Origin of the sequence: Streptomyces sp. NRRL F-525 (genome assembly GCF_000716605.1) — a bacterium.
Classification (GTDB): domain Bacteria; phylum Actinomycetota; class Actinomycetes; order Streptomycetales; family Streptomycetaceae; genus Streptomyces.
The window spans coordinates 1-20,939 of record NZ_JNXE01000066.1; the positions used below are offsets into that span (position 1 = coordinate 1).

The 20,939-nt window shown below is 69.5% G+C and carries 12 protein-coding genes, 1 tRNA gene and 1 rRNA gene; 3 read left to right on the forward strand and 11 right to left on the reverse strand.

The features are described 5' to 3' along the window. The first annotated feature begins 53 nt into the window (after window positions 1–53). The gene (locus OO69_RS46615; RefSeq protein WP_033287115.1) at window positions 54–992 is read left to right on the forward strand and encodes a DNA-formamidopyrimidine glycosylase family protein; all 939 of its coding nucleotides are present in this window, start codon (window positions 54–56) and stop codon (window positions 990–992) included. 32 nt (window positions 993–1,024) lie between these two features. Further along, window positions 1,025–1,789 carry an SDR family NAD(P)-dependent oxidoreductase gene (locus OO69_RS46620; protein WP_033287116.1) on the forward strand — a complete coding sequence of 255 codons (765 nt, stop codon included), beginning with the start codon at window positions 1,025–1,027 and terminating at the stop codon, window positions 1,787–1,789. 1,104 nt (window positions 1,790–2,893) lie between these two features. On the opposite strand, the gene OO69_RS46630 is transcribed toward OO69_RS46620, so the two are convergent. From OO69_RS46630 to OO69_RS46665, 8 genes are all read right to left on the reverse strand, one after another. After that, window positions 2,894–3,268 carry a helix-turn-helix domain-containing protein gene (locus OO69_RS46630; RefSeq protein WP_019060943.1) on the reverse strand — a complete coding sequence of 125 codons (375 nt, stop codon included), beginning with the start codon at window positions 3,266–3,268 and terminating at the stop codon, window positions 2,894–2,896. 109 nt (window positions 3,269–3,377) lie between these two features. Next, window positions 3,378–3,923 (reverse strand): CinA family protein, encoded by a 546-nt coding sequence (locus tag OO69_RS46635; RefSeq protein ID WP_033287117.1) that lies wholly within the window; start codon window positions 3,921–3,923, stop codon window positions 3,378–3,380. After that, the gene (gene pgsA, locus OO69_RS46640; RefSeq protein WP_033287118.1) at window positions 3,920–4,735 is read right to left on the reverse strand and encodes a CDP-diacylglycerol--glycerol-3-phosphate 3-phosphatidyltransferase; all 816 of its coding nucleotides are present in this window, start codon (window positions 4,733–4,735) and stop codon (window positions 3,920–3,922) included. The genes OO69_RS46635 and pgsA overlap by 4 nt, the downstream gene beginning before the upstream one ends. Then, a complete protein-coding gene (gene rimO / locus OO69_RS46645; RefSeq protein ID WP_051801816.1) occupies window positions 4,732–6,204 on the reverse strand; it encodes a 30S ribosomal protein S12 methylthiotransferase RimO in 1,473 nt (490 codons plus the stop codon). Before rimO ends, pgsA begins: the two co-directional genes overlap by 4 nt. Window positions 6,205–6,315: 111 nt before the next feature. Continuing rightward, entirely contained in the window at window positions 6,316–7,173 is an 858-nt protein-coding gene (locus tag OO69_RS46650) for a helix-turn-helix domain-containing protein (protein ID WP_033287119.1), read from the reverse strand. A 264-nt stretch (window positions 7,174–7,437) separates the two neighbouring features. Beyond that, window positions 7,438–10,161, reverse strand: a complete 2,724-nt coding sequence (locus OO69_RS46655) for a DNA translocase FtsK (protein WP_033287120.1) — start codon at window positions 10,159–10,161, stop codon at window positions 7,438–7,440. 123 nt (window positions 10,162–10,284) lie between these two features. Next, the gene (locus OO69_RS46660; RefSeq protein WP_033287121.1) at window positions 10,285–10,968 is read right to left on the reverse strand and encodes a response regulator; all 684 of its coding nucleotides are present in this window, start codon (window positions 10,966–10,968) and stop codon (window positions 10,285–10,287) included. Window positions 10,969–11,254: 286 nt separating this feature from the next. Continuing rightward, the gene (locus tag OO69_RS46665; protein ID WP_106971242.1) at window positions 11,255–16,717 is read right to left on the reverse strand and encodes a HAMP domain-containing protein; all 5,463 of its coding nucleotides are present in this window, start codon (window positions 16,715–16,717) and stop codon (window positions 11,255–11,257) included. A gap of 379 nt (window positions 16,718–17,096) precedes the next feature. On the opposite strand from OO69_RS46665, the gene OO69_RS46670 reads away from it, so the two are divergent. Further along, window positions 17,097–19,847, forward strand: a complete 2,751-nt coding sequence (locus OO69_RS46670; protein ID WP_033287123.1) for a SpoIIE family protein phosphatase — start codon at window positions 17,097–17,099, stop codon at window positions 19,845–19,847. A 54-nt stretch (window positions 19,848–19,901) separates the two neighbouring features. On the opposite strand, the gene OO69_RS46675 is transcribed toward OO69_RS46670, so the two are convergent. The 3 genes from OO69_RS46675 to rrf form a co-directional block, all read right to left on the reverse strand. Continuing rightward, window positions 19,902–19,977, reverse strand: a tRNA-Thr gene (locus tag OO69_RS46675). Between the two features lie 95 nt (window positions 19,978–20,072). After that, a complete protein-coding gene (locus tag OO69_RS46680; protein WP_033287124.1) occupies window positions 20,073–20,735 on the reverse strand; it encodes a DegT/DnrJ/EryC1/StrS family aminotransferase in 663 nt (220 codons plus the stop codon). 113 nt (window positions 20,736–20,848) lie between these two features. Then, window positions 20,849–20,939: ribosomal RNA gene (gene rrf, locus OO69_RS49695) — 5S ribosomal RNA — on the reverse strand; the annotation flags it as partial.

A 20,939-nucleotide genomic window follows, 5' to 3' on the forward strand; every position in this document is an offset into this window, starting at 1 on the left:
TCATGCCTAGTCTCGTGGGCTCGGAGATGTGTATAAGAGACAGCCCTTGACCCATGCCTGAAGGCGACACCGTCTGGCAGACCGCGAAGCGTCTCCACACCGCCCTCGCGGGCAAGGTGCTGACCCGCAGCGACCTCCGCGTCCCCAAATACGCCACGGCAGACCTCACCGGCCGCACCGTCCTGGACGTCACCCCCCGAGGCAAACACCTGCTGACCCGGATCGAGGGCGGCCTAACCCTCCACTCGCACCTACGGATGGACGGCACCTGGAGGGTGTACGCCAACGGCCAGCGCTGGAGCGGCGGCCCGGCCCACCAGATCCGCGTGATCCTCGGCACCGCCGACCGCACGGCCGTCGGCTACCGCCTCCCCGTCCTGGAACTCATCCGCACGACCGAAGAACACCGCGCCGTGGGCCGCCTCGGCCCCGACCTCCTGGGCCCCGACTGGAACCCCGAACTGGCCCTCGCCAACCTCCTCGCTGACCCCGCCCGCCCCCTCGGCGAGGCCCTCCTCGACCAGCGCAACCTGGCCGGCATCGGCAACATCTACAAAAGCGAACTCTGCTTCCTCCTCGGCGCCACCCCCTGGCTCCCCATCGGCGCACTCCCCGCCGACCGCGCCGCGAAGCTGCCCGCCATCGCCCAGCGCCTCCTGGAAGCCAACCGCGACCGCCCCGTCCGCAACACCACAAGCACCCTCACGACCAACACCCCAAACCCAAACCGCATGCCAACCCCCGGCACCCCAACCCACCCCACCCCGGGCACCCGCACCACACTCCACCACCCCCCACACCCCCACACCCCAGACCTCTTCGTCTACGGCCGAGCCCCCCGCCCCTGCCTCCGCTGCAACACCCCCCTCCGCACGGCCAACCAGGGCGACGGCTCCCGCGACCGCCCCACCTACTGGTGCCCCACCTGCCAGGTAGGCCCCGCGCCGGGCACCACCACTCCCCCCAGAACTCAGCACCGTACGACTAATTGACGACCCGTCAGAAACCCTCGTACGGTCGGTTCATGCCCGTCAAGGCGTACGACCTCACCGGACGCACCGCTTTCGTCACCGGCGCCGCCAGCGGTATCGGCCGTGCCTCCGCCGTGCTGCTCGCCGAGGCGGGCGCCACCGTGCACTGCGCCGACCGCGACGCGCAGGGCCTGCACGAGACGGCGACCCTGATCAAGGACAAGGGCGGCACCGCCCGCACCCACCACCTCGACGTCACCGACCGCGCCCAGCTGAAGCAGGCCGTGGACTCCTGCGAGGAGCTGCACGTCATGGCCGCGGTCGCCGGGATCATGCACAGCAGCACCGTGCTGGAGACCCGGGACGAGGATCTCGACCGCGTGCTGAACGTCAACTTCAAGGGCGTCCTGTACGCCTGCCAGGAGGCGGCCCGGCTGATGCTCGACCGCGGCACCAGGGGCAGCATCGTCACCATGGCGTCGGGCGCGATCGACACCGGAGGAGCCGGACTCCTCTGCTACAGCGTGACCAAGGCGGCCGTAGTCCAGCTGACGAAGACACTGGCGACGGAGCTGGGCCGGCACGGCATCCGCGTCAACGCGGTCGCGCCGGGCTGGGTCCGCACGCCCATGACCGATCACCACGAGGCCGAGGCACAGGCCCGTACCGAAGCGATGATGACCCGGCTGTCGCCGCTGGGCCGGGTAGGTGAGCCGCAGGACATCGCCCACGCCGTGCTGCATCTGGCGTCGGACGCGTCATCGTTCACGACGGGCCAGATCCTCCGCCCGAACGGCGGCGTGGCGATGCCTTGGTAACCGGCACCGACTCGACGCCCTGCACCGGTCCGGGGGCCGACAACGGCCAGGCACCCGGCGATGGTCCGTCGCCCGGCCACGGCGCGTCCGCCGACGACACCCCAGCGTCCGTCATCCCAGTGCCCCTCCCACCCGGCAACGGCGCATCCGCCGACCACACCCCAGCGCCCGTCATCCCGGCGTCCGTCCCACCCGGCAACGCCCCACCCACCGACCCCACTTCAACGTCCGTCACTCCCAGGTCCGGCATGACCCCAACGTCCGTCATCCCAGCCAGCGTCCGTCCCACCCGGCAACGCCCCACCCACCGACCCCACCTCAGCGTCCGTCACGCCGGCATCCGGCCCTACCTCACCGACCGTCGCCCGGGGGTCCGACTCCGCCCCACCGCCCGTCACCCCACGGTCCAGCGACACCGCCGCGTCCGGCCACACCTCGGAATCCGCCCCACCAGGGCCCACCCCAGCGCCCACCCCACCGCCCATCGAACCGGAGTCCGGCCACACCCCAGCACCCATCAAGCCGACATCCGGCAATACCCCGGCGTCAGTCACACCAAGCTCCGGCGACATGCCCCCACCGCCCGGCATCACGGCCCCCCGCCAAGCCGCCCGCCACCGCCCCGCAGCCACAGCCCCAACCGCCCGCGCCTTCGGCATGCAGTGCACCGGAAGCAGGCTCAACCCCCACCCCCCGGCCGCCACGGCCCCCTCCAGCGCCCCCGCGTGCGGCGTCAGCGCGAGCCGCAGCACGGCCCACCACCACACGGCGCAGAGCCCGAGCGCGAGCCCCCAGCGTGCTATTCGCCCCGCCATGGCCCCACCTCCAGCCCGACGCTAGAACGTCACGGTCACCCGCAAGAAGGGCGCATCACCGGCACACGGACGCACCACTCGCCTCAACCATGACCGCACCGGACCACACCGGCAAACGGACCGCGCCGGCCGTACGGGCTACCTGCAAGCCCCCCCCCCCCCGAGAACCCGCAAACGCGAAAAACCCCGACCGCACCCCTCCAGATCTCTCTGGAGAAACCCCGGCCGGGGCCCGCACACTTCAAACTGAGGCTGGTCAGTGCCTCATCGGTCTACACCAGCGTGAGCGTCACGCGGCGACCACGTCCACCGCCTCGGCGGGCGCCTTGATGGTCACCCGTTCCGGTGGCACACCGGTCACCGACACGGAACCCAGCATCGGACGTACCGACGTGGGCACAGAACCGGTGGCCGCAGCAGACTGGGCCAGCTCGGCGAGAGCGAGCTCGTCGCTCACTTCCCGCATGAGTTCGGACATCCGTACGTCCAACGCGTCGCAGATGGCGGACAGCAGTTCAGAGGAAGCCTCTTTCTGCCCCCGCTCCACCTCGGAGAGATAGCCGAGTGAGACTCGGGCGGACGAGGAGACTTCGCGCAGAGTACGGCCCTGGCGCTGGCGCTGCCGACGCAGCACATCGCCCAACAGGCGACGGAGCAGAATCATCGGTGGCTCCCTCCTCGGACCGCGTAGCCGCATCCTTCTCGCCCCACCGTACCGCCTTGCGCCGCGGCCGTGCGGGGAGCGATGTCGTGTTCACTCAGGGCTGCAAACATCAAAACCCCCCGTTCTGTTCCGTATCCTGTGTCCGCTCATTCCCGGTCTGTTCGCTCACGAGCCGCTCCAGAAGCAGCGCGAGTACGCTCCGTACACTCTCCATACGAATTTCCGCCCGGCCGCCGTTCAACCGCAGCGCGGCCACTTTCCCGCCACCGGCGGCACCCGAATCGGGTCCAAAGGGGCCGTCCACGGCCACGAAGACGGTGCCCACGGGCTGTCCGTCCTGCGGCTCCGGGCCCGCCACGCCGGTGGTCGCGATGCCCCAGTCGGCACCCAGAGCCTTCCGCACTCCGGCCGCCATCTGGGCCGCGACCTGCGCGTCCACGGCTCCGCGCTCGGCCAGCAGACCGGCGTCGACACCGAGCAGCTGGTGCTTCAGCTCGGTGGCGTAGGCGGTGACCGAACCGCGGAAGGCCTTGGAGGCTCCGGGCACCGATGTGATCTCCGCCGCAACCAGGCCACCGGTGAGCGACTCGGCGACAGCGAGCGTCGCACCGCTCACCGTCAGTAGTCGCACCACTTCAGTGGCCGTGGAACTCACGCTTCCGTCTCCTCCGACGCCGCCATCCGCTCGGCGATTCCCTGCCGACGCAGCACAATGGCCTGTCTCACATAGTCCAGCCCGGTCAGCACGGTCAGAATCACGGCCGCGGCCATCACCCAGAACCGCAGCGTGGCCAGCCAGCCCGTCAGCGCCAGCACATACATCCCTACGGCCACGCCCTGGATGAGCGTCTTCAGCTTCCCGCCGCGCGACGCGGGAATCACGCCGTACCGGATGACAACAAAACGCAGCAGCGTGATCCCGAGTTCCCGGCCGAGGATGACGACGGTCACCCACCACGGCAGATCGCCGAGCGAGGACAGACAGATCAGCGCCGCGCCCATGATCGCCTTGTCGGCGATGGGGTCGGCGATCTTCCCGAAGTCGGTGACGAGGTCGTACGTGCGGGCCAGATGGCCGTCGAACAGGTCGGTGATCATGGCGATGGCGAACGCCGCCCAGGCGAACGAGCGCATCGCCGGGTCGTACCCGCCGTCGGCCAGCATCAGCGCGACGAAGCCGGGGACGAGCAGCAGCCGGAGCATGGTCAGGAAGTTGGCGATGTTCCAGACGCTCGCCTGGTTGACGGCCGCGGCGACGACCTTCGCACCGCGCGCCGGCCGCGGACCGCCGGGCACACCGGTCTCCACGACACCGGGCGAGGCACCACCGGAGGGGGCACCACCGGAGACGTTGCCCGACATCGCGCCGGAAGGGGCGCCACCGGAGGCCGCACCGGAACCCGCGCTCACGGGCGCGCCGTTCGCGCTGGAGGTGTCGCCCGCCGCCGATGCCGGGACTCCGGTCATCTGCCCGCCTCCTCACTACACGCGAGCGAGCCCAGGAGCGGCTCGGCCACCAGGTCGACACCTTCCGTACCGACCACCTTCGCCTCGACCATACGGCCGACGCTCAGGCCCTCGCCGCTCGTGAGGAGCACCTGGCCGTCCGTCTCCGGCGCCTGGTGCTCACCGCGGCCGTAGGCGCCGTCCTCGGAGTCCACCGACTCGACCAGCACCTGCACGGTCTCGCCGACGCGCTCCTCGGCGCGCTGCGAGACGAGTTCCTCGGCGAGCCGGGAGATGTGCGCGAGCCGCGCGTCCACGACATCCTGGTCGAGCTTCTTGTCGTACGTCGCCGCCTCCGTGCCCTCCTCGTCGGAGTAGCCGAAGACACCGATGGCGTCCAGGCGCGCGCCGTTCAGGAAGCGCTCCAGCTCGGCCAGGTCGGACTCGGTCTCGCCGGGGAAGCCCACGATGAAGTTCGAGCGGACTCCGGCCTGCGGGGCCTTGGAGCGGATGGTGTCGAGCAGTTCGAGGAAGCGGTCCGTGTCGCCGAAGCGGCGCATGGAGCGCAGCACGTCGGGCGCGGAGTGCTGGAAGGACAGGTCGAAGTAGGGCGCGACCTTCGGCGTCGACGTGAGCACGTCGATGAGCCCGGGGCGCATCTCTGCGGGCTGGAGGTAGCTGACCCGCACCCGCTCCAGGCCGTCGATCTCCGCCAGCTCGGGCAGTAGCGTCTCCAGGAGGCGGATGTCGCCCAGGTCCTTGCCGTAGGACGTGTTGTTCTCGGAGACCAGCATGATCTCCTTGACGCCCTGCTCGGCCAGCCAGCGCGTCTCGTTCAGGACGTCGCTCGGGCGGCGGGAGATGAACGAGCCACGGAAGGACGGGATGGCGCAGAAGGTGCAGCGGCGGTCGCAGCCGGAGGCGAGCTTCACCGAGGCGACCGGGGAGCCGTCCAGGCGGCGGCGCAGGGGCGCGCGGGGGCCCGAGGCGGGCGCGAGCCCGTCCGGGAGGTCGACCGGGCCGTGGCCGGGCAGCGCGACGTCGGCGGCGGACTCCTGCCGCTCGGCGGGGCTGATCGGCAGCAGCTTGCGGCGGTCGCGCGGGGTGTGCGAGGCGTGGATGCCGCCGTTCAGGATGGTCTGCAGGCGGTCGGAGATGTCGGAGTAGTCGTCGAAGCCGAGCACTCCGTCGGCCTCGGGCAGCGCCTCGGCGAGCTCCTTGCCGTACCGCTCGGCCATGCAGCCCACCGCGACAACGGCCTGCGTTCTGCCATGACCCTTCAGGTCGTTGGCTTCGAGGAGGGCGTCGACGGAGTCCTTCTTGGCGGCCTCGACGAAGCCACAGGTGTTGACGACGGCGACGTCCGCGTCCTCGGCGTCCTCCACGAGTTGCCAGCCGTCCGCCTCCAAGCGGCCTGCGAGCTCCTCCGAGTCCACCTCGTTACGGGCGCAGCCAAGAGTGACGAGTGCGACGGTACGGCGTTCAGGCATGGGCTCAAGACTACTTCGTCCCACTGACACCCCACGTCGAAGGGGCTGGCCGATCTTGGCCAACCCCTTGAACAAGCACCCCGTCGGACCGATGGAACCGACCTGGAGGTCTCAGCCGACCTCGGGGTCGCCCTTGGTGTACGTGAGGCGCTCCACCGCTCCTGGCTGGAAGTCGTCCTCGATCTTCTTGCCGTTGACGTAGAGCTGGATCACACCGGCGTCGCCGAGGATCAGGTTGACCTTCGAGCTGTCCTGGAAGGTCTTCGACTCGCCCTTCTTGAGGAGTCCGTCGAAGAGCATCCGGCCGTTGTGGTCCTTGGCGGAGATCCAGCTGCGGCCGTCGACCGCGCTCACCTGGACCGTCACCTTGTCCTGCGGCGCGGCGGCGATGGCACTGTCGGAGGGGTCGGACTTGGGCGTGGCGGTGGTGTTCGAGGGCTTGGGCGCGGCGGGCTTGCCGGCGCTGGGCGTGGCCCCCTGGGTGACCTGTGACGCGGCGTCACTGTCGCTGTCGCCGCCCTTGAACGCCGTGAACCCGACGAAGCCGACCACCGCGACGATCGCGGCGACCATGGCCGCGGTCCAGTTCGGGCCCCGGCGCTCGGGACGGATACGTTCCGCCTCGAAGAGGGGCGCCGCCGGCGTCGGGGCCGGGCGTCCGCCGTGGTCGTCGTCGTAGCGCGCGAGGAGGGGGGCGGGATCGATGTGGACGGCCCTGGCGAGGGTCCTGATGTGCCCGCGGGCGTAGACGTCACCGCCGCAGGGCGTGAAGTCGTCGGCCTCGATGGCGTGCACGATGGCGATGCGGACCCGGGTGGCACTGCTGACGTCGTCGACGGTCAGCCCGGCGGCGATACGTGCCTGCTGCAGGGTTCGGCCGACGGAAGGGCGGGCTTCTTCCTCATGACCGTCTGAGGAACGACCGTCTTCGAACGGACGCTCGTCTTCAGGGGAGTTGCCGATGGACACGGGGGCGCCTTTCGAGCGTGTAGCCGCCTGTGCTGGAAATTCAGTCTAGGGGGGGTACCGAAGGGTGGGGCAACCGGGCGGTGGGACTTTGTACGCCATCGGTATGGCCGGAGCGCCCGACGGCGAGCCAGACACGGACCCCATGGTGGGAGCCCGATCTGTCTTCTCGCTCAACTTGACGTACGGCAAAGGGAAACGGTTGCCCGAGGATCTCTAACGGGTGGATCACGGTCGCATCCTTTCGGCGGACCTTTCGGCGGACGCCTACCCTTCAGACTCCCCGCGGATCACCGCGAGCACGCCATCCACCTCGTCGGCCTTCACAAGAACGTCACGCGCCTTGGAGCCCTCGCTGGGTCCGACGATGCCCCGGGACTCCATGAGGTCCATGAGCCGCCCGGCCTTGGCGAAGCCGACGCGCAGTTTGCGCTGGAGCATCGAGGTGGACCCGAACTGCGTGGACACGACCAGCTCGACCGCCTGGCACAGCAGGTCGAGGTCGTCGCCGATCTCCTCGTCGACCTCCTTCTTCTGCTTGGTGCCGACGGTGACGTCCTCCCGGAAGACCGGGGTCATCTGGTCCTTGCAGTGCTGCACGACGGCGTGGATCTCGTCCTCGGTGACGAAGGCGCCCTGCATACGGGTGGGCTTGTTCTGACCCATCGGCAGATACAGCCCGTCACCCTTGCCGATGAGCTTCTCGGCGCCGGGCTGGTCGAGGATGACCCGCGAGTCGGCCAGGGACGAGGTGGCGAACGCGAGCCTGGAGGGCACGTTCGCCTTGATGAGACCGGTGACGACGTCGACGGACGGCCGCTGCGTCGCGAGCACCAGGTGGATGCCGGCCGCGCGCGCGAGCTGCGTGATGCGCACGATCGAGTCCTCGACGTCCCGCGGCGCGACCATCATCAGGTCGGCCAGCTCGTCGACGATCACCAGGAGGTACGGATAGGTCTTGAGCTCGCGCTCGCTGCCCTCCGGAGTCTTCAGCTTGCCGTCGCGGATGGCCTGGTTGAAGTCGTCGATGTGCCGGTACCCGAAGGCGGCGAGGTCGTCATACCTGAGGTCCATCTCGCGTACGACCCACTGGAGCGCCTCGGCGGCCCTCTTCGGGTTGGTGATGATGGGCGTGATCAGGTGCGGGATGCCTTCGTAGGCGGTCAGTTCGACGCGCTTGGGGTCGACGAGGACCATGCGGACGTCCTCGGGGGTCGCGCGGCACATGATCGACGTGATCAGGCAGTTGATGCAGGACGACTTTCCCGAGCCGGTGGCGCCGGCCACCAGGATGTGCGGCATCTTCGCCATGTTGGCCATGACGTAGCCGCCCTCGACGTCCTTGCCGAGCGCCACGAGCATCGGGTGGTCGTCCTCGGCCGCGTCCGCGAGGCGCAGCACGTCACCGACGTTGACCATCTCGCGGTCGGTGTTGGGGATCTCGATGCCGACCGCGGACTTGCCGGGGATCGGGCTGATGATCCGCACATCGGGGCTGGCGACGGCGTAGGCGATGTTCTTGGTGAGCGCGGTGATCCGCTCGACCTTGACGGCGGGGCCGAGCTCCACCTCGTAGCGCGTGACCGTGGGCCCGCGCGTGAAGCCGGTGACGGCGGCGTCGACCTTGAACTCGGAGAAGACGTTCGTCAGGGAGGCGACCACGGCGTCGTTCGCGGCGCTGCGTGCCTTGCCGGGGCCCCCGCGCGTGAGGAGGTCGAGCGAGGGCAGCGCGTACGTGATGTCGCCGGCGAGCTGGAGCTGCTCGGCCCGCGGCGGCAGGTCGCGCATCTCCTCCGGGGGCGCCTTGGTCAGGTCCGCCACGACGCGCTCGGCCGGCTCGGCCTTGAGCTTCTCCTGCTTGGGGCGCGCGGCGGGGGCCGGGACGGGCGTCGGGGTGGTGTCCTCGCGGTCTCCCCCGACCCGTACGCCCTGGGTGAGGTCGGCGACGATCGGCGAGGGCGGCATGCCGTGCAGGACGGCCTCGTCGAGCGCCGCCGCGGCGGCCGCGGCGACGTCCACGGCGTCCATGGGGCGGTTCATGTCGGGCTGGGGCACCGCGGAGCGCCTGGGGCGGCTCCGGCGCTTCGAGAGGGCGTCCTGCTCCGCGCTGTCGGGGTCGTACGCCTCCGGGCCGCTCCCGCGCTTGCGGGGGCGCGCGGGCAGCGCCTCGCGCCACTGCTCGTCGTAGCGCTCGTCGTCCTCGCCGACGAACTCGTCCTCGTCGTCGAAGTCGTGGACGATGCCCAGCTTCACCCCGAGCAGCCGCAGGCGCTGCGGGATGGCGTTGACGGGCGTGGCCGTGACGACCAGCAGCCCGAAGACCGTGAGCAGCACGAGCAGGGGTACGGCGAGAACCTCGCCCATCGTGTACGTCAGCGGGGTCGCCACGCCCCAGCCGATGAGGCCGCCGGCGTTCCTTATGGCCTGCATGCCGTCGCTGCGGGCGGGCGCGCCGCAGGCGATGTGCACCTGGCCGAGCACGCCGATGACGAGCGCGGACAGGCCGATCACGATGCGGCCGTTGGCCTCGGGCTTCTCGGGGTGGCGGATGAAGCGCACGGCGATCACCGCGAGCAGTATCGGCACGAGCAGGTCGAGCCGGCCGAACGCGCCGGTCACCAGGATCTCGACGAGGTCGCCGACCGGGCCGCGCAGATCGGCCCAGGTACCGGCGGCGACGATCAGCGCGAGCCCGAACAGCAGCAGCGCGACGCCGTCCTTGCGGTGGGCCGGGTCCAAGTTCTTCGCGCCCTGCCCTATCCCGCGGAACACCGCGCCGACGGCGTGCGCGGTGCCGAGCCAGACGGCGCGCACGAGCTTGACGATGCCCCCGGTGGGGCTGGGAGCCGGCCTGGGCGCCGGGCGGGCGGTCTTCTTGACGGCCGCCTTCTTCGCGGGGGCCCTTTTCGCAGCGGCCTTCTTCGCCGGAGCCTTCGCCGGAGCAGCCCTCTTGGCGGGCTGCTTCTTGGCTGCGGAGGGACGTGAGGCCATAGGTGTGAGGTTACCTGTGGAGACGGCAGGGGACACGTGCGTCCACTGCTTCACCCGTTCGTGTCGCCCGTACGGGACCGGGAACTGACGGCCGCTCACGCACAACTGCGCCTGCGGCGGACGTCAGTTCTGCGACGGAACCGAAGGTGCTCCACTCCCCGTGCCCGGCTCCAGGGCGTCGAGTGCCCTGCGCAGCCCGGTGAGTTTGCGTTCGAGATGAGCCGCGGTCGCCACCGCCGCCGCGTCCGCCGACTCGTCGTCGAGCTGCTTGGACAGCGCCTCCGCCTGCTCCTCGACGGCCGCGAGCCGCGCCGACAGCTCGGCGAGCAGTCCGGCCGGTTCCTTGGCCGCACCGGCCGCGGGCTTGCCGCCGCCCTCCAACTGGAGCCGCAGCAGCGCCGCCTGCTCCCGCAACTGGCAGTTCTTCATGTAGAGCTCGACGAAGACCGAGACCTTCGCGCGCAGCACCCATGGGTCGAACGGCTTGGAGATGTAGTCGACCGCGCCCGCCGCGTAACCCCGGAAGGTGTGGTGCGGGCCGTGGTTGATCGCGGTGAGGAAGATGATCGGGATGTCCCGGGTCCGCTCCCGCCGCTTGATGTGCGCGGCGGTCTCGAAACCGTCCATGCCCGGCATCTGGACGTCCAGCAGAATGACCGCGAAGTCGTCCGTCAGCAGCGCCTTGAGCGCTTCCTCCCCGGACGATGCCCGAACCAGTGTCTGATCGAGCGCAGAGAGGATGGCCTCCAGCGCCAGCAGATTCTCCGGCCGGTCATCGACCAGGAGGATCTTGGCCTTCTGCACCATGGCCCGCCCTCCTCGCCCCGGATGTGCACCGGGCGCCGCCCCAGGGGACGACTCTCTTGCGCCGTCCGTCCTTGTGCCGGTCATGGTAGCCGCACCCCGCCTGTCGCCACACCCTGTCACCGTGATGTCACTGTGCACGTAGCAGAAACGCGGCGGGAGACCAGAAGGTTCCCCGAATCCCGTACTTCTACACGGCTCCGGCCACACTGAGTCAGCAACTCCGCGTGGCCACCGGACGTTCCCCGCACCGTTCCCGCCGCTTTCCCGTCAAGTCCGGTCGTTTCCCTCACTCCGTACGCATCCACTGCTCCATCACCGCCAGCAGGTGATCGGGATCGACCGGCTTGGTGACATAGTCCGAGGCACCGGACTCGATCGCCTTCTCCCGGTCGCCCTTCATCGCCTTCGCGGTCAGCGCGATGATCGGCAGCCCGGCGAACTGGGGCATCCTGCGGATCGCCGTCGTCGTCGCGTATCCGTCCATCTCGGGCATCATGATGTCCATCAGAACGACCGTCACATCGTCGTGCTGCTCCAGGACTTCGATGCCCTCACGGCCGTTCTCCGCGTACAGCACGGACAGGCCGTGCTGCTCCAGGACACTGGTCAGCGCGAAGACGTTGCGGATGTCGTCGTCGACGATCAGCACCTTCTCCCCGTTGAACCGGATGCCCCGGCGTGACGGCGGCGGCGACTCCGGAGCCGCCCACTGGTCCCGTACGGTCTGCCCCAGCTGGGTGGACTGCTCGACGGCCCTACGGCGGCGCCTGAAGAGCGCGGCGGCACCGTTCTGTGTCTCGTGGTACGACTTCACCTCGGCCGGCGTCTCGAAGTCCACCTCCCTCCGCTCCGACAGCTCGGCGAGTTCGGCCGCCGACGCCACCAGGTCGCCCGCCTCCAGCGCGGGCAGCTGCTGGTAGCCCTGCGGGGGCAGTTCGCTGGGGTGCAGCGGCAAATACAGCGTGAAGGTCGAGCCGCGTCCCGGTTCGCTCTGCGCGTGGATCTCACCGCCGAGCAACTGCGCGATCTCCCGGGAGATCGACAGCCCGAGGCCCGTACCGCCGTACTTGCGGCTGGTCGTACCGTCCGCCTGCTTGAACGCCTCGAAGATGACCCGCATCTTGCTGCCGGCGATCCCGATCCCGGTGTCGGTCACCGAGAACGCGATCAGGCCCGCGTCCGCGTCCCGCAGCGAACCGGCCTCCAGGAGCTGCTCCCGGATCGCCACCGGCACATCCGCGCCGGCCGGCCGGATGACCAGCTCGACCGCCCCGGAGTCGGTGAACTTCACCGCGTTGGACAGCAGGTTGCGCAGCACCTGGAGAAGCCGCTGCTCGTCGGTGTGCAGCGTGGCGGGCAGTTCCGGAGACACCCGTACGGAGAGGTCGAGGCCCTTCTCCGCGGTCAGCGGGCGGAAAGTGGCCTCTACGTAGTCGACGAGTTGGACGAGCGCGATACGCGTCGGGGAGACGTCCATCTTGCCCGCCTCGACCTTCGACAGGTCCAGGATGTCGTTGATCAGCTGGAGCAGGTCGGACCCCGCGCCATGAATGGTCTCGGCGAACTCGACCTGCTTCGGGGAGAGGTTCCCCTCCGCGTTGTCGGCGAGCAGCTTGGCCAGGATCAGCAGCGAGTTGAGCGGTGTGCGCAGCTCGTGCGACATGTTCGCGAGGAACTCGCTCTTGTAGCGCATCGACACCGCGAGCTGCTCGGCACGCTCCTCCAGGACCTGCCGCGCCTCCTCGATCTCGGTGTTCTTCACCTCGATGTCGCGGTTCTGCTGGGCCAGCAGCTCGGCCTTCTCCTCCAGTTCGGCGTTGGACGACTGGAGGGCCTTCTGCCGGTTCTCCAACTCGGCCGACCGCTCCCGGAGTTGCTCGGTCAGCTCCTGCGACTGCTTCAGCAGCACCTCCGTCTTGGTGTTGACGGAGATGGTGTTGACGCTGGTCGCGATCATCTCGGCGATCTGGTTGAGGAAGTCCTTCTGGATGTGCGTGAAGGGCGTGAAGGAGGCCAGCTCGATGATCCCGAGCACCTTCCCCTCGAACAGCACCGGGAGCACGATCACCTGCGCGGGCGGCGCCTCCCCGAGCCCCGAGGAGATCTTCAGATACCCACTGGGCGCGTTCTCCACGAGGATCGTGCGCCGCTCCTGGGCGGCCGTCCCGATCAGCGCCTCACCGGGCCTGAACGAGGTCGGCATGGACCCCATGGAGTAGCCGTACGACCCCAGCATGCGCAGTTCGTACGCCTCCTCGCCCTCCGCGTCCGCCAGGGGCAGCGCGAGGAAGAACGCGCCGTGCTGCGCGGAGACCACCGGGGTCAGCTCGCTCATGATCAACGAGGCGACGTCGTCCAGGTCGCGGCGGCCCTGCATCAGCGCGGAGATGCGGGCGAGGTTGCCCTTGAGCCAGTCCTGCTCCTTGTTGGCGATCGTGGTGTCGCGCAGGTTGGCGATCATCTTGTTGATGTAGTCCTGCAGTTCCTGGATCTCGCCGGCCGCGTCGACGTCGATCTTCAGGTTCAGGTCGCCGCGGGTCACCGCGGTCGCCACGCGCGCGATGGCACGCACCTGCCGGGTCAGGTTCCCGGCCATCTCGTTCACCGACTCGGTGAGGTCGCGCCAGGTGCCGTCGACGTCACGCACGCGTGCCTGACCGCCGAGCTGGCCCTCGGTGCCCACCTCGCGGGCCACACGCGTGACCTCCTCGGCGAACGAGGACAGCTGGTCGACCATCGTGTTGATCGTCGTCTTCAGTTCGAGGATCTCGCCGCGGGCGTCGATGTCGATCTTCTTCGTCAGGTCGCCCTTGGCGATGGCCGTGGTGACCATCGCGATGTTGCGCACCTGACCGGTCAGGTTGGACGCCATCCCGTTCACGGACTCGGTGAGGTCCTTCCACGTACCGGCCACACCGGGCACGCGCGCCTGACCGCCGAGGATGCCGTCCGTGCCCACCTCGCGGGCCACCTTGGTGACCTGGTCGGCGAACGAACTCAGCGTCTTCACCATGGTGTTGAAGGTGTCGGCGAGCTGCGCGACCTCGCCGCGCGCCTCGATCGTCACCGTCCGCGTCAGGTCACCGTTGGCGACGGCCGCCGCGACCTGGGAGATGTTCCGCACCTGCATGGTCAGGTTGTTGGCCATCAGGTTGACGTTGCCGCTGAGGTCCTTCCAGATGCCCGTGACACCCGGCACGTGCGCCTGGCCGCCCAGGATGCCCTCGGTGCCCACCTCGCGGGCCACCCGGGTCACCTGCTCGGCGAAGGACGACAGCTGGTCGACCATCGTGTTGACGGTCGTGACGAGTTCGAGGATCTCGCCCTTGGCATCGACGGTGATCTTCTTGGAGAGGTCGCCCTTGGCGACCGCGGTCGTGACCTCGGCGATCTGGCGCACCTGGATGGTCAGGTTGTTCGCCATGAAGTTCACCGACTGCGTGAGGTCCTTCCAGGTGCCGGAGACACCCTGCACCTCGGCCTGACCGCCCAACTGGCCCTCGGTGCCCACCTCGCGGGCCACACGCGTGACCTCCTCGGCGAACGAGGACAGCTGGTCGACCATCGTGTTCAGGGTGTTCTTCAGCTCCAGGATCTCCCCGCGCGCGTCCACGGTGATCTTCTGGGACAGGTCACCCCGGGCCACCGCGGTGGCGACCTGCGCGATGTTGCGGACCTGCGCGGTGAGGTTGCCGGCCATGCCGTTCACCGAGTCGGTCAGGTCGCGCCACACACCGGCGACGCCGGGCACCTGCGCCTGCCCGCCCAGGCGTCCCTCCGTGCCCACCTCGCGGGCGACCCGGGTCACCTGGTCGGCGAAGGCCGAGAGCTGGTCGACCATCGTGTTGATGGTGTTCTTCAGCTCCAGGATCTCGCCGCGCGCGTCCACGTCGATCTTCTGGGACAGGTCGCCCTGGGCCACGGCCGTGGTCACCTGGGCGATGTTGCGCACCTGGGAAGTCAGGTTCCCGGCCATCGAGTTGACGGAGTCGGTGAGCTCCTTCCAGGTGCCCGAGACGCCGTCCACGCGCGCCTGGCCGCCCAATCGGCCCTCGGTGCCCACGTCACGGGCCATGCGGGTCACCTGGTCGGCGAACGACGACAGCTGGTCCACCATCGTGTTGACGGTGTTCTTCAACTGAAGCATCTCGCCGGACACATCGACGGTGACCTTCTGCGACAGGTCGCCGTTGGCCACGGCCGTCGTCACCTGCGCGATGTTCCTCACCTGTCCGGTGAGGTTGCGGAACGCCGTGTTGACGGAGTCCGTCAGGTCCTTCCACGTCCCGGCCGCGCCCGGCACCTGTGCCTGGCCGCCCAGTTCACCCTCGACACCGATCTCGCGCGCCACGCGCGTGACCTCGGCACCGAACGAGGACAGCTGGTCGACCATCCCGTTGACGGTGTTCTTCAGCTCCAGCATCTCGCCGGCCACGTTCACCGTGACCTTCTGGGACAGGTCACCGCTCGCCACGGCCGTCGTCACGGCGGCGATGTCCCGCACCTGGATCGTCAGGTTCCGGAAGACCGTGTTCACCGAATCGGTGAGGTCCTTCCACGTTCCCGCCGCACCCGGCACGTTCGCCTGCCCGCCGAGCTGCCCTTCGGCACCGACCTCGTTGGCCACACGCGTGACCTCGTCCGCGAACGTCCGCAGCGTCTCGGTCATCTGGTTGATCGTCTCGGCGAGCTGGGCGACCTCGCCCCGCGCCGACACGGTCACCTTCTGCGACAGGTCGCCGTTGGCCACAGCCGTCGTCACCTGCGCGATCCCGCGCACCTGGGCCGTCAGGTTGCCGGCCATGATGTTCACCGAGTCGGTGAGGTCCTTCCACACCCCGGCCACACCCGGCACCTGCGCCTGGCCGCCCAGCTCGCCCTCGGTGCCCACCTCACGGGCGACTCGCGTCACCTCGGAGGAGAACGACGACAGCTGGTCCACCATCGTGTTGACGGTGTTCTTGAGCTCCAGCATCTCGCCGGCGACATGGACGGTGACCTTCCGCGACAGGTCACCCTTGGCGACCGCCGTCGTCACCAGGGCGATGTCCCGCACCTGGGCCGTCAGCCGGTAGGCCATCGTGTTGACCGACTCCGTGAGGTCCTTCCACGAGCCGGACATGCCACGCACGCGTGCCTGCCCGCCCAGTTTGCCCTCGGTGCCCACCTCGCTGGCCACGCGCGTGACCTCGTCGGTGAACGTCGACAGCTGGTCGACCAGGTTGTTGACGGTCCGCCCGACCTTCAGGAACTCCCCGCGCAGCGGATGCCCGGTCCCGTCCGGCGCCTGCGTCCGCAGCTCCATGCGCGGCGACAGATCACCCTCGGCCACCGCGGACAGCACCCGCCCGACCTCGGAGACGGGCCGTACGAGGTCGTCCACGAGCGCGTTGGAGGCATCGATGGCCGAGGCCCAGGAACCCTCGCAGGCGCCCGTCTCCAGCCGCTCCGTGAGCTTTCCCTCACGGCCCACCATGCGCCGCACCCGGGACAGCTCACCCGTGAGATGCAGATTGCGGTCGGCCACCTCGTTGAACACCGCGGCGATCTCGGACATCACGCCGTCGCCCGACACCGTGAGCCGCTTGCGAAAGTTCCCGTCCCGCATGGAGACCAGAGCCGTCAGCAGCCGGTCCAAGGAGGCCGCGTCCACCTCCGTGGTCCCATTGCGCGGTTTGCGCTGGTTCTTCAGGGACTGTCCGCCTTTCGCGCGCGTCTTAGTGCCCCGCGTCGCTGCGCCAGACTCCACTGTGTCCCTCCCGCAGGGGTCGACCGTTACCGCTGTGCCGGTGTGCAACTGCTCGGCGTATCAGGTACCGCCGCGTATCTCTGCCCGGTTTACCGGGCTTCAACAGGGTGTGGCGTCCTCCGTCCACAGAGGACACCCGGCCTGCCCGGACCGTCACCAGAATCCTGCCCAGTGTTTCACCCTGCCTGAACCAGGCCATAACAGTTCGGCAGCTTCGCACACGGTCCGCACACCCTGGGGACGGAAACACTGCGGACCGGCATCCGCATGGACGGTGAAGGTAAGTAACCTTGCATGCGGCTGTCCAGCCGCGCCGGTTCCGTCCGGCCTGGGCGGTGGCACGAGCACGAGCGGGCAGGCATCGGAGGGGCACCGCACCATGACCACCGGACTGCATCCTGGGGGAACGCCTCAGGATCCCCCGCCGACCGGAAACCAGCCGGTGCCCCGGCAGGCGCCGATCGGCCATGGTGACCTGCCCGCCGACAACAGGCCGAGGAGTTCTGTGATCACCGCGCGCGCGGCCGCCAGCTTCGAGCCCGTCGGACGATCGGTCGCCACCGCGCGGTCCTTCGTCCGCGACACCCTTCAGGGCTGGGGCTTCGCCGACATCATCGACGACGCCGTGGTCCTCACCAGCGAGCTGGTGACCAACGCCGTCGTCCACGCCGGCACGGCCGCGGACGTTCTGTGCCTACGGAGTGACGACGGCGCGAGGATCGAGGTCGCCGACCACTACCCGGAGCGCGAGATCCCCCTCCAGGGGGCCGCGATCACCATGAGCAGCCCGGACCGCGAGGGCGGCCGCGGCCTCCAACTGTGCGCGGCCCTGGCCAGCCGCTGGGGCGTCGACTACACACCCACGAAGAAGCTGGTCTGGTTCCAACTCGACCTCCCCGCACGCCCGGTGGGCACCCGCGCGGCCGGCCCGTCCCTCCCTGCCGCCCTCCTCCCGCTCGCCGACGGCAGGGTCCGCGTCGCGGTCGTCCAGATCGACCGTACGGGCTCCATCGCGTCCTGGAACGAGGACGCCGAGGAACTCTTCGGCTACGCCGCCGAGCTGGTCACCGGCAAGCCCCTCACCGACCTCGCCGCCTGGCCGCACACCCCGGGCACCAGCACCGGCATCGCAGAGGCCCTCCGCCTCTCCCGCTGGGAGGGCACCTACGGCATCCGCGGCGCCGACGGCCGGGTGACCCCGGTCTACGCCTCCCACCTCCGCGTCCGCGACACGGACGGCGAGCCGTCAACCGTGTGCCTCCTGGTGAGGGACCACGAACGCGCGGTTCTGCAGACCCCGTTGCGCGGCCCCGCCCCCGACGCAGCGTCCACCCCGGACGGCCAGAACACCGACCCCTTCGAGGTGTTCATCGGCTCCCCCGCGCCGGACGACCTCGACGGCCTCCTCCAGCGCACGGTCGAGCGCGCCCGCGACATGCTCGACGGAGACTCCGCCTTCCTCCTCCTCGCGACCGACGACGAAACGGAGTTGGAGGTCCGCGCCTCCACCGGCCTGCCCTCCGCCCGCCAGCGCTTCGCGCGCGTGCCCGTCGAAGCGGGCCCCGGCCGCTACGGCTCCGCCCGCATGCCGGCCGTCCACGAGGACCTCCAGGCCGTCCCGGGCGCCGTACCGCTCCTGAGCGGCACCGGAATGCGCTCGGTCGTCACGGTCCCCCTGAAGGTGGAGGGCCGCCTCACCGGCTCCCTCGGAGTCGCAGCCGAAGGCCCCAACAAGTACTCGAACGAAGAAGCGCTCCGCCTCCAATTCGCCGCGGACCGCATCGCGTTGGCGGTCGAGTCGGCCCGCCTCGGCGAACTGGAACGCCTGCGCCGCGGCTCCCTCAGCTTCCTGGTCGAGGCCTCCGACCTCCTCGCGGGCACCCTTGACCGCGACCAGACCCTGGCCCTGATGGCCCAGATGACGGTCCCGACCCTCGCCACCTGGTGCGCGGTCTACACGATCGCCGACCAGTCCTCGGACCCGTACCTCAGTTACGTCCTGCACGAGGACGAGGAACTCATCGACGGCATCAAGTCGTTGCTCTCGAAGATCGCCCCTCCGGACCCGGTCCCCACCCCCGGCGCCCGCGTCTGGGCCGCCCCCGCCGAGGCCGCCCACCAGGCCGCCCTGCGCACCTCCATGCGCAGCCTCGGCCTAGGCGAACCGACCCGCCGCGTCAGCTCGGGCATCGGCCCAACTCTCGCCACGGCCTCGGCAGTTGGCGGCGAGACAGTCGTCCTCCCCCTGGTCGCCCGCAACCGCGTCATCGGCATGCTGACCCTCGGCAAGCCCACCGACGAACACTTCCGCCAGGAAATCCTGGAACTGGCCGAGGACTTGAGCCGCCGAGCGGCACTGGCGTTGGACAACGCCCGCCTCTACTCGGAGCGCACGGCCATCAGCCAGTCCCTCCAGCGCAGCCTCCTGCCCCCCGACCTCCCGCACATCGAGGGCGTCGAGGTAGAGGTCATCTACCGCGCGGCCGGCGAGGGCAACGAAGTAGGCGGCGACTTCTACGACTTGTTCCCCATCCGGGACGGCGTCTACGGCTTCGCCATCGGCGACGTCTGCGGCACCGGCCCCGAGGCGGCCGCGGTCACCGGCCTGGCCCGCCACGCCCTCCGCCTGCTCGCCAGGGAGGGCTTCGGCGGCCCCGCGGTCCTGGAGCGCCTCAACTCCGCGATCCTCGACGAGGGAGCCCGCAGCCGGTTCCTGACGCTCCTCTACGGCGAGTTGTGGCCCCAGGAGGACGGCAGCGCCGAACTGAAGGTGGTCTGCGCCGGCCACCCCCTCCCGCTCCGCCTCCGCCAGGACGGCACCGTCGAACCCGCCGCCGAACCCCAGCCCCTCCTCGGCGTCATGGACGACCTGGAGCTCTACGAGCAGACGGTCACCCTCGACCCCGGAGACGTCCTCCTGTGTGTCACGGACGGCGTCACAGAGCGCCGAGAGGGCACCCGCATGCTCGGCGACGACGGCCTCACCGAAGTCCTCACGACCTGCACGGGCCTCACCGCGGGAGCCGTGGCGGCCCGTGTGATGCGCGCGGTCGAACGCTTCGCGTCGGACGCCCCCTCCGACGACATGGCCATCCTCGCGATGCGCGTCCCGGGCCTCCAGAAGGACTGACCGACCCCGAACACGCAGAAGGCCCCGCCCAATTGGGCGGGGCCTTCTGATATCTGGAGCCCTCTAACGGAATCGAACCGTTGACCTTCTCCTTACCATGGAGACGCTCTACCGACTGAGCTAAGAGGGCCTGTCGCTTTCCCGAGGTTTCCCTCGCGGCAACGAAAAGAATCATACCCCGAACAGGCCCGTGCGCCCAACCACCGCCTCCCGACCCTGACTCGATCAGAAAGCGGGCTGCAACAGTCCCCCGAGCGCGTTGCATGCAGAAACGATCCTCTGCATCTCCCGCTTGGTCAACGAGGCGTCCACGGGCAGCGCAAGTGTCTCGTCCGCGGCCCGCTCGGTCTCCGGCAGAGCCACACACCGCCGGAACTCCGGCAGCCGATGCACAGGAGTCTTCACCGGCACCCGGCACTCAACTCCCCTACCGCGCACGGCCCGAGCGAAGGCGTCACGATCCGGCCGCCCGTTCCCCGGCACCCGCACGACGTACTGCTGGTAGGTGTGCCCGTCCCCACCATCGGGCGTCCGCACCCCACGCAACTTCGCATCAAGATAGGCAGCCCGCTCCCGCCGCTGAGCGACTTCGTCGTACGGCGCCTCGGACTCCCCCTGCTGCAACACCAGCAGCCCATGCCGCTGCCCAACCCCGAGCAACCGCCCGACATCAGCCGACCGACCGAATCGATGTACGACAACTATCGCCGCCGTACGCGGAGTTACGGCCGCTTCGACAGCGGACACGTCCAGGCAGTAGGTCACCGGATCTATGTCGGCGAACACCGGCAGGCCACCCGCCAGGGTGACGGCCTCGGCGACTTCCACGTTCCCGAACGCCGGCACGACGACCTCGTCACCGAGTCCGACGCCTGCGGCCCTGAGCATTGCAGCAGTACCCATGCTCGGATGGTGATTGCGCAACGTGAACTTCAAGTGACGCACAACAAAAAAGGGTTGGACCCCGAACCGAAGTTCAGGGTCCAACCCTTTCAATATTTGTTCGGCGGCGTCCTACTCTCCCACAGGGTCCCCCCTGCAGTACCATCGGCGCTGTAAGGCTTAGCTTCCGGGTTCGGAATGTAACCGGGC

Bases quoted from the DNA above. Each gene is read 5' to 3' on its own strand.
- OO69_RS46615 (WP_033287115.1), top strand. From the start codon at position 54: ATGCCTGAAGGCGACACCGTCTGGCAGACCGCGAAGCGTCTCCACACC.
- OO69_RS46620 (WP_033287116.1), top strand. From the start codon at position 1,025: ATGCCCGTCAAGGCGTACGACCTCACCGGACGCACCGCTTTCGTCACC.
- OO69_RS46630 (WP_019060943.1), bottom strand. From the start codon at position 3,268: ATGATTCTGCTCCGTCGCCTGTTGGGCGATGTGCTGCGTCGGCAGCGC.
- pgsA (WP_033287118.1), bottom strand. From the start codon at position 4,735: ATGACCGGAGTCCCGGCATCGGCGGCGGGCGACACCTCCAGCGCGAAC.
- rimO (WP_051801816.1), bottom strand. From the start codon at position 6,204: ATGCCTGAACGCCGTACCGTCGCACTCGTCACTCTTGGCTGCGCCCGT.
- OO69_RS46655 (WP_033287120.1), bottom strand. From the start codon at position 10,161: ATGGCCTCACGTCCCTCCGCAGCCAAGAAGCAGCCCGCCAAGAGGGCT.
- OO69_RS46660 (WP_033287121.1), bottom strand. From the start codon at position 10,968: ATGGTGCAGAAGGCCAAGATCCTCCTGGTCGATGACCGGCCGGAGAAT.
- OO69_RS46670 (WP_033287123.1), top strand. From the start codon at position 17,097: ATGACCACCGGACTGCATCCTGGGGGAACGCCTCAGGATCCCCCGCCG.
- OO69_RS46680 (WP_033287124.1), bottom strand. From the start codon at position 20,735: ATGCTCAGGGCCGCAGGCGTCGGACTCGGTGACGAGGTCGTCGTGCCG.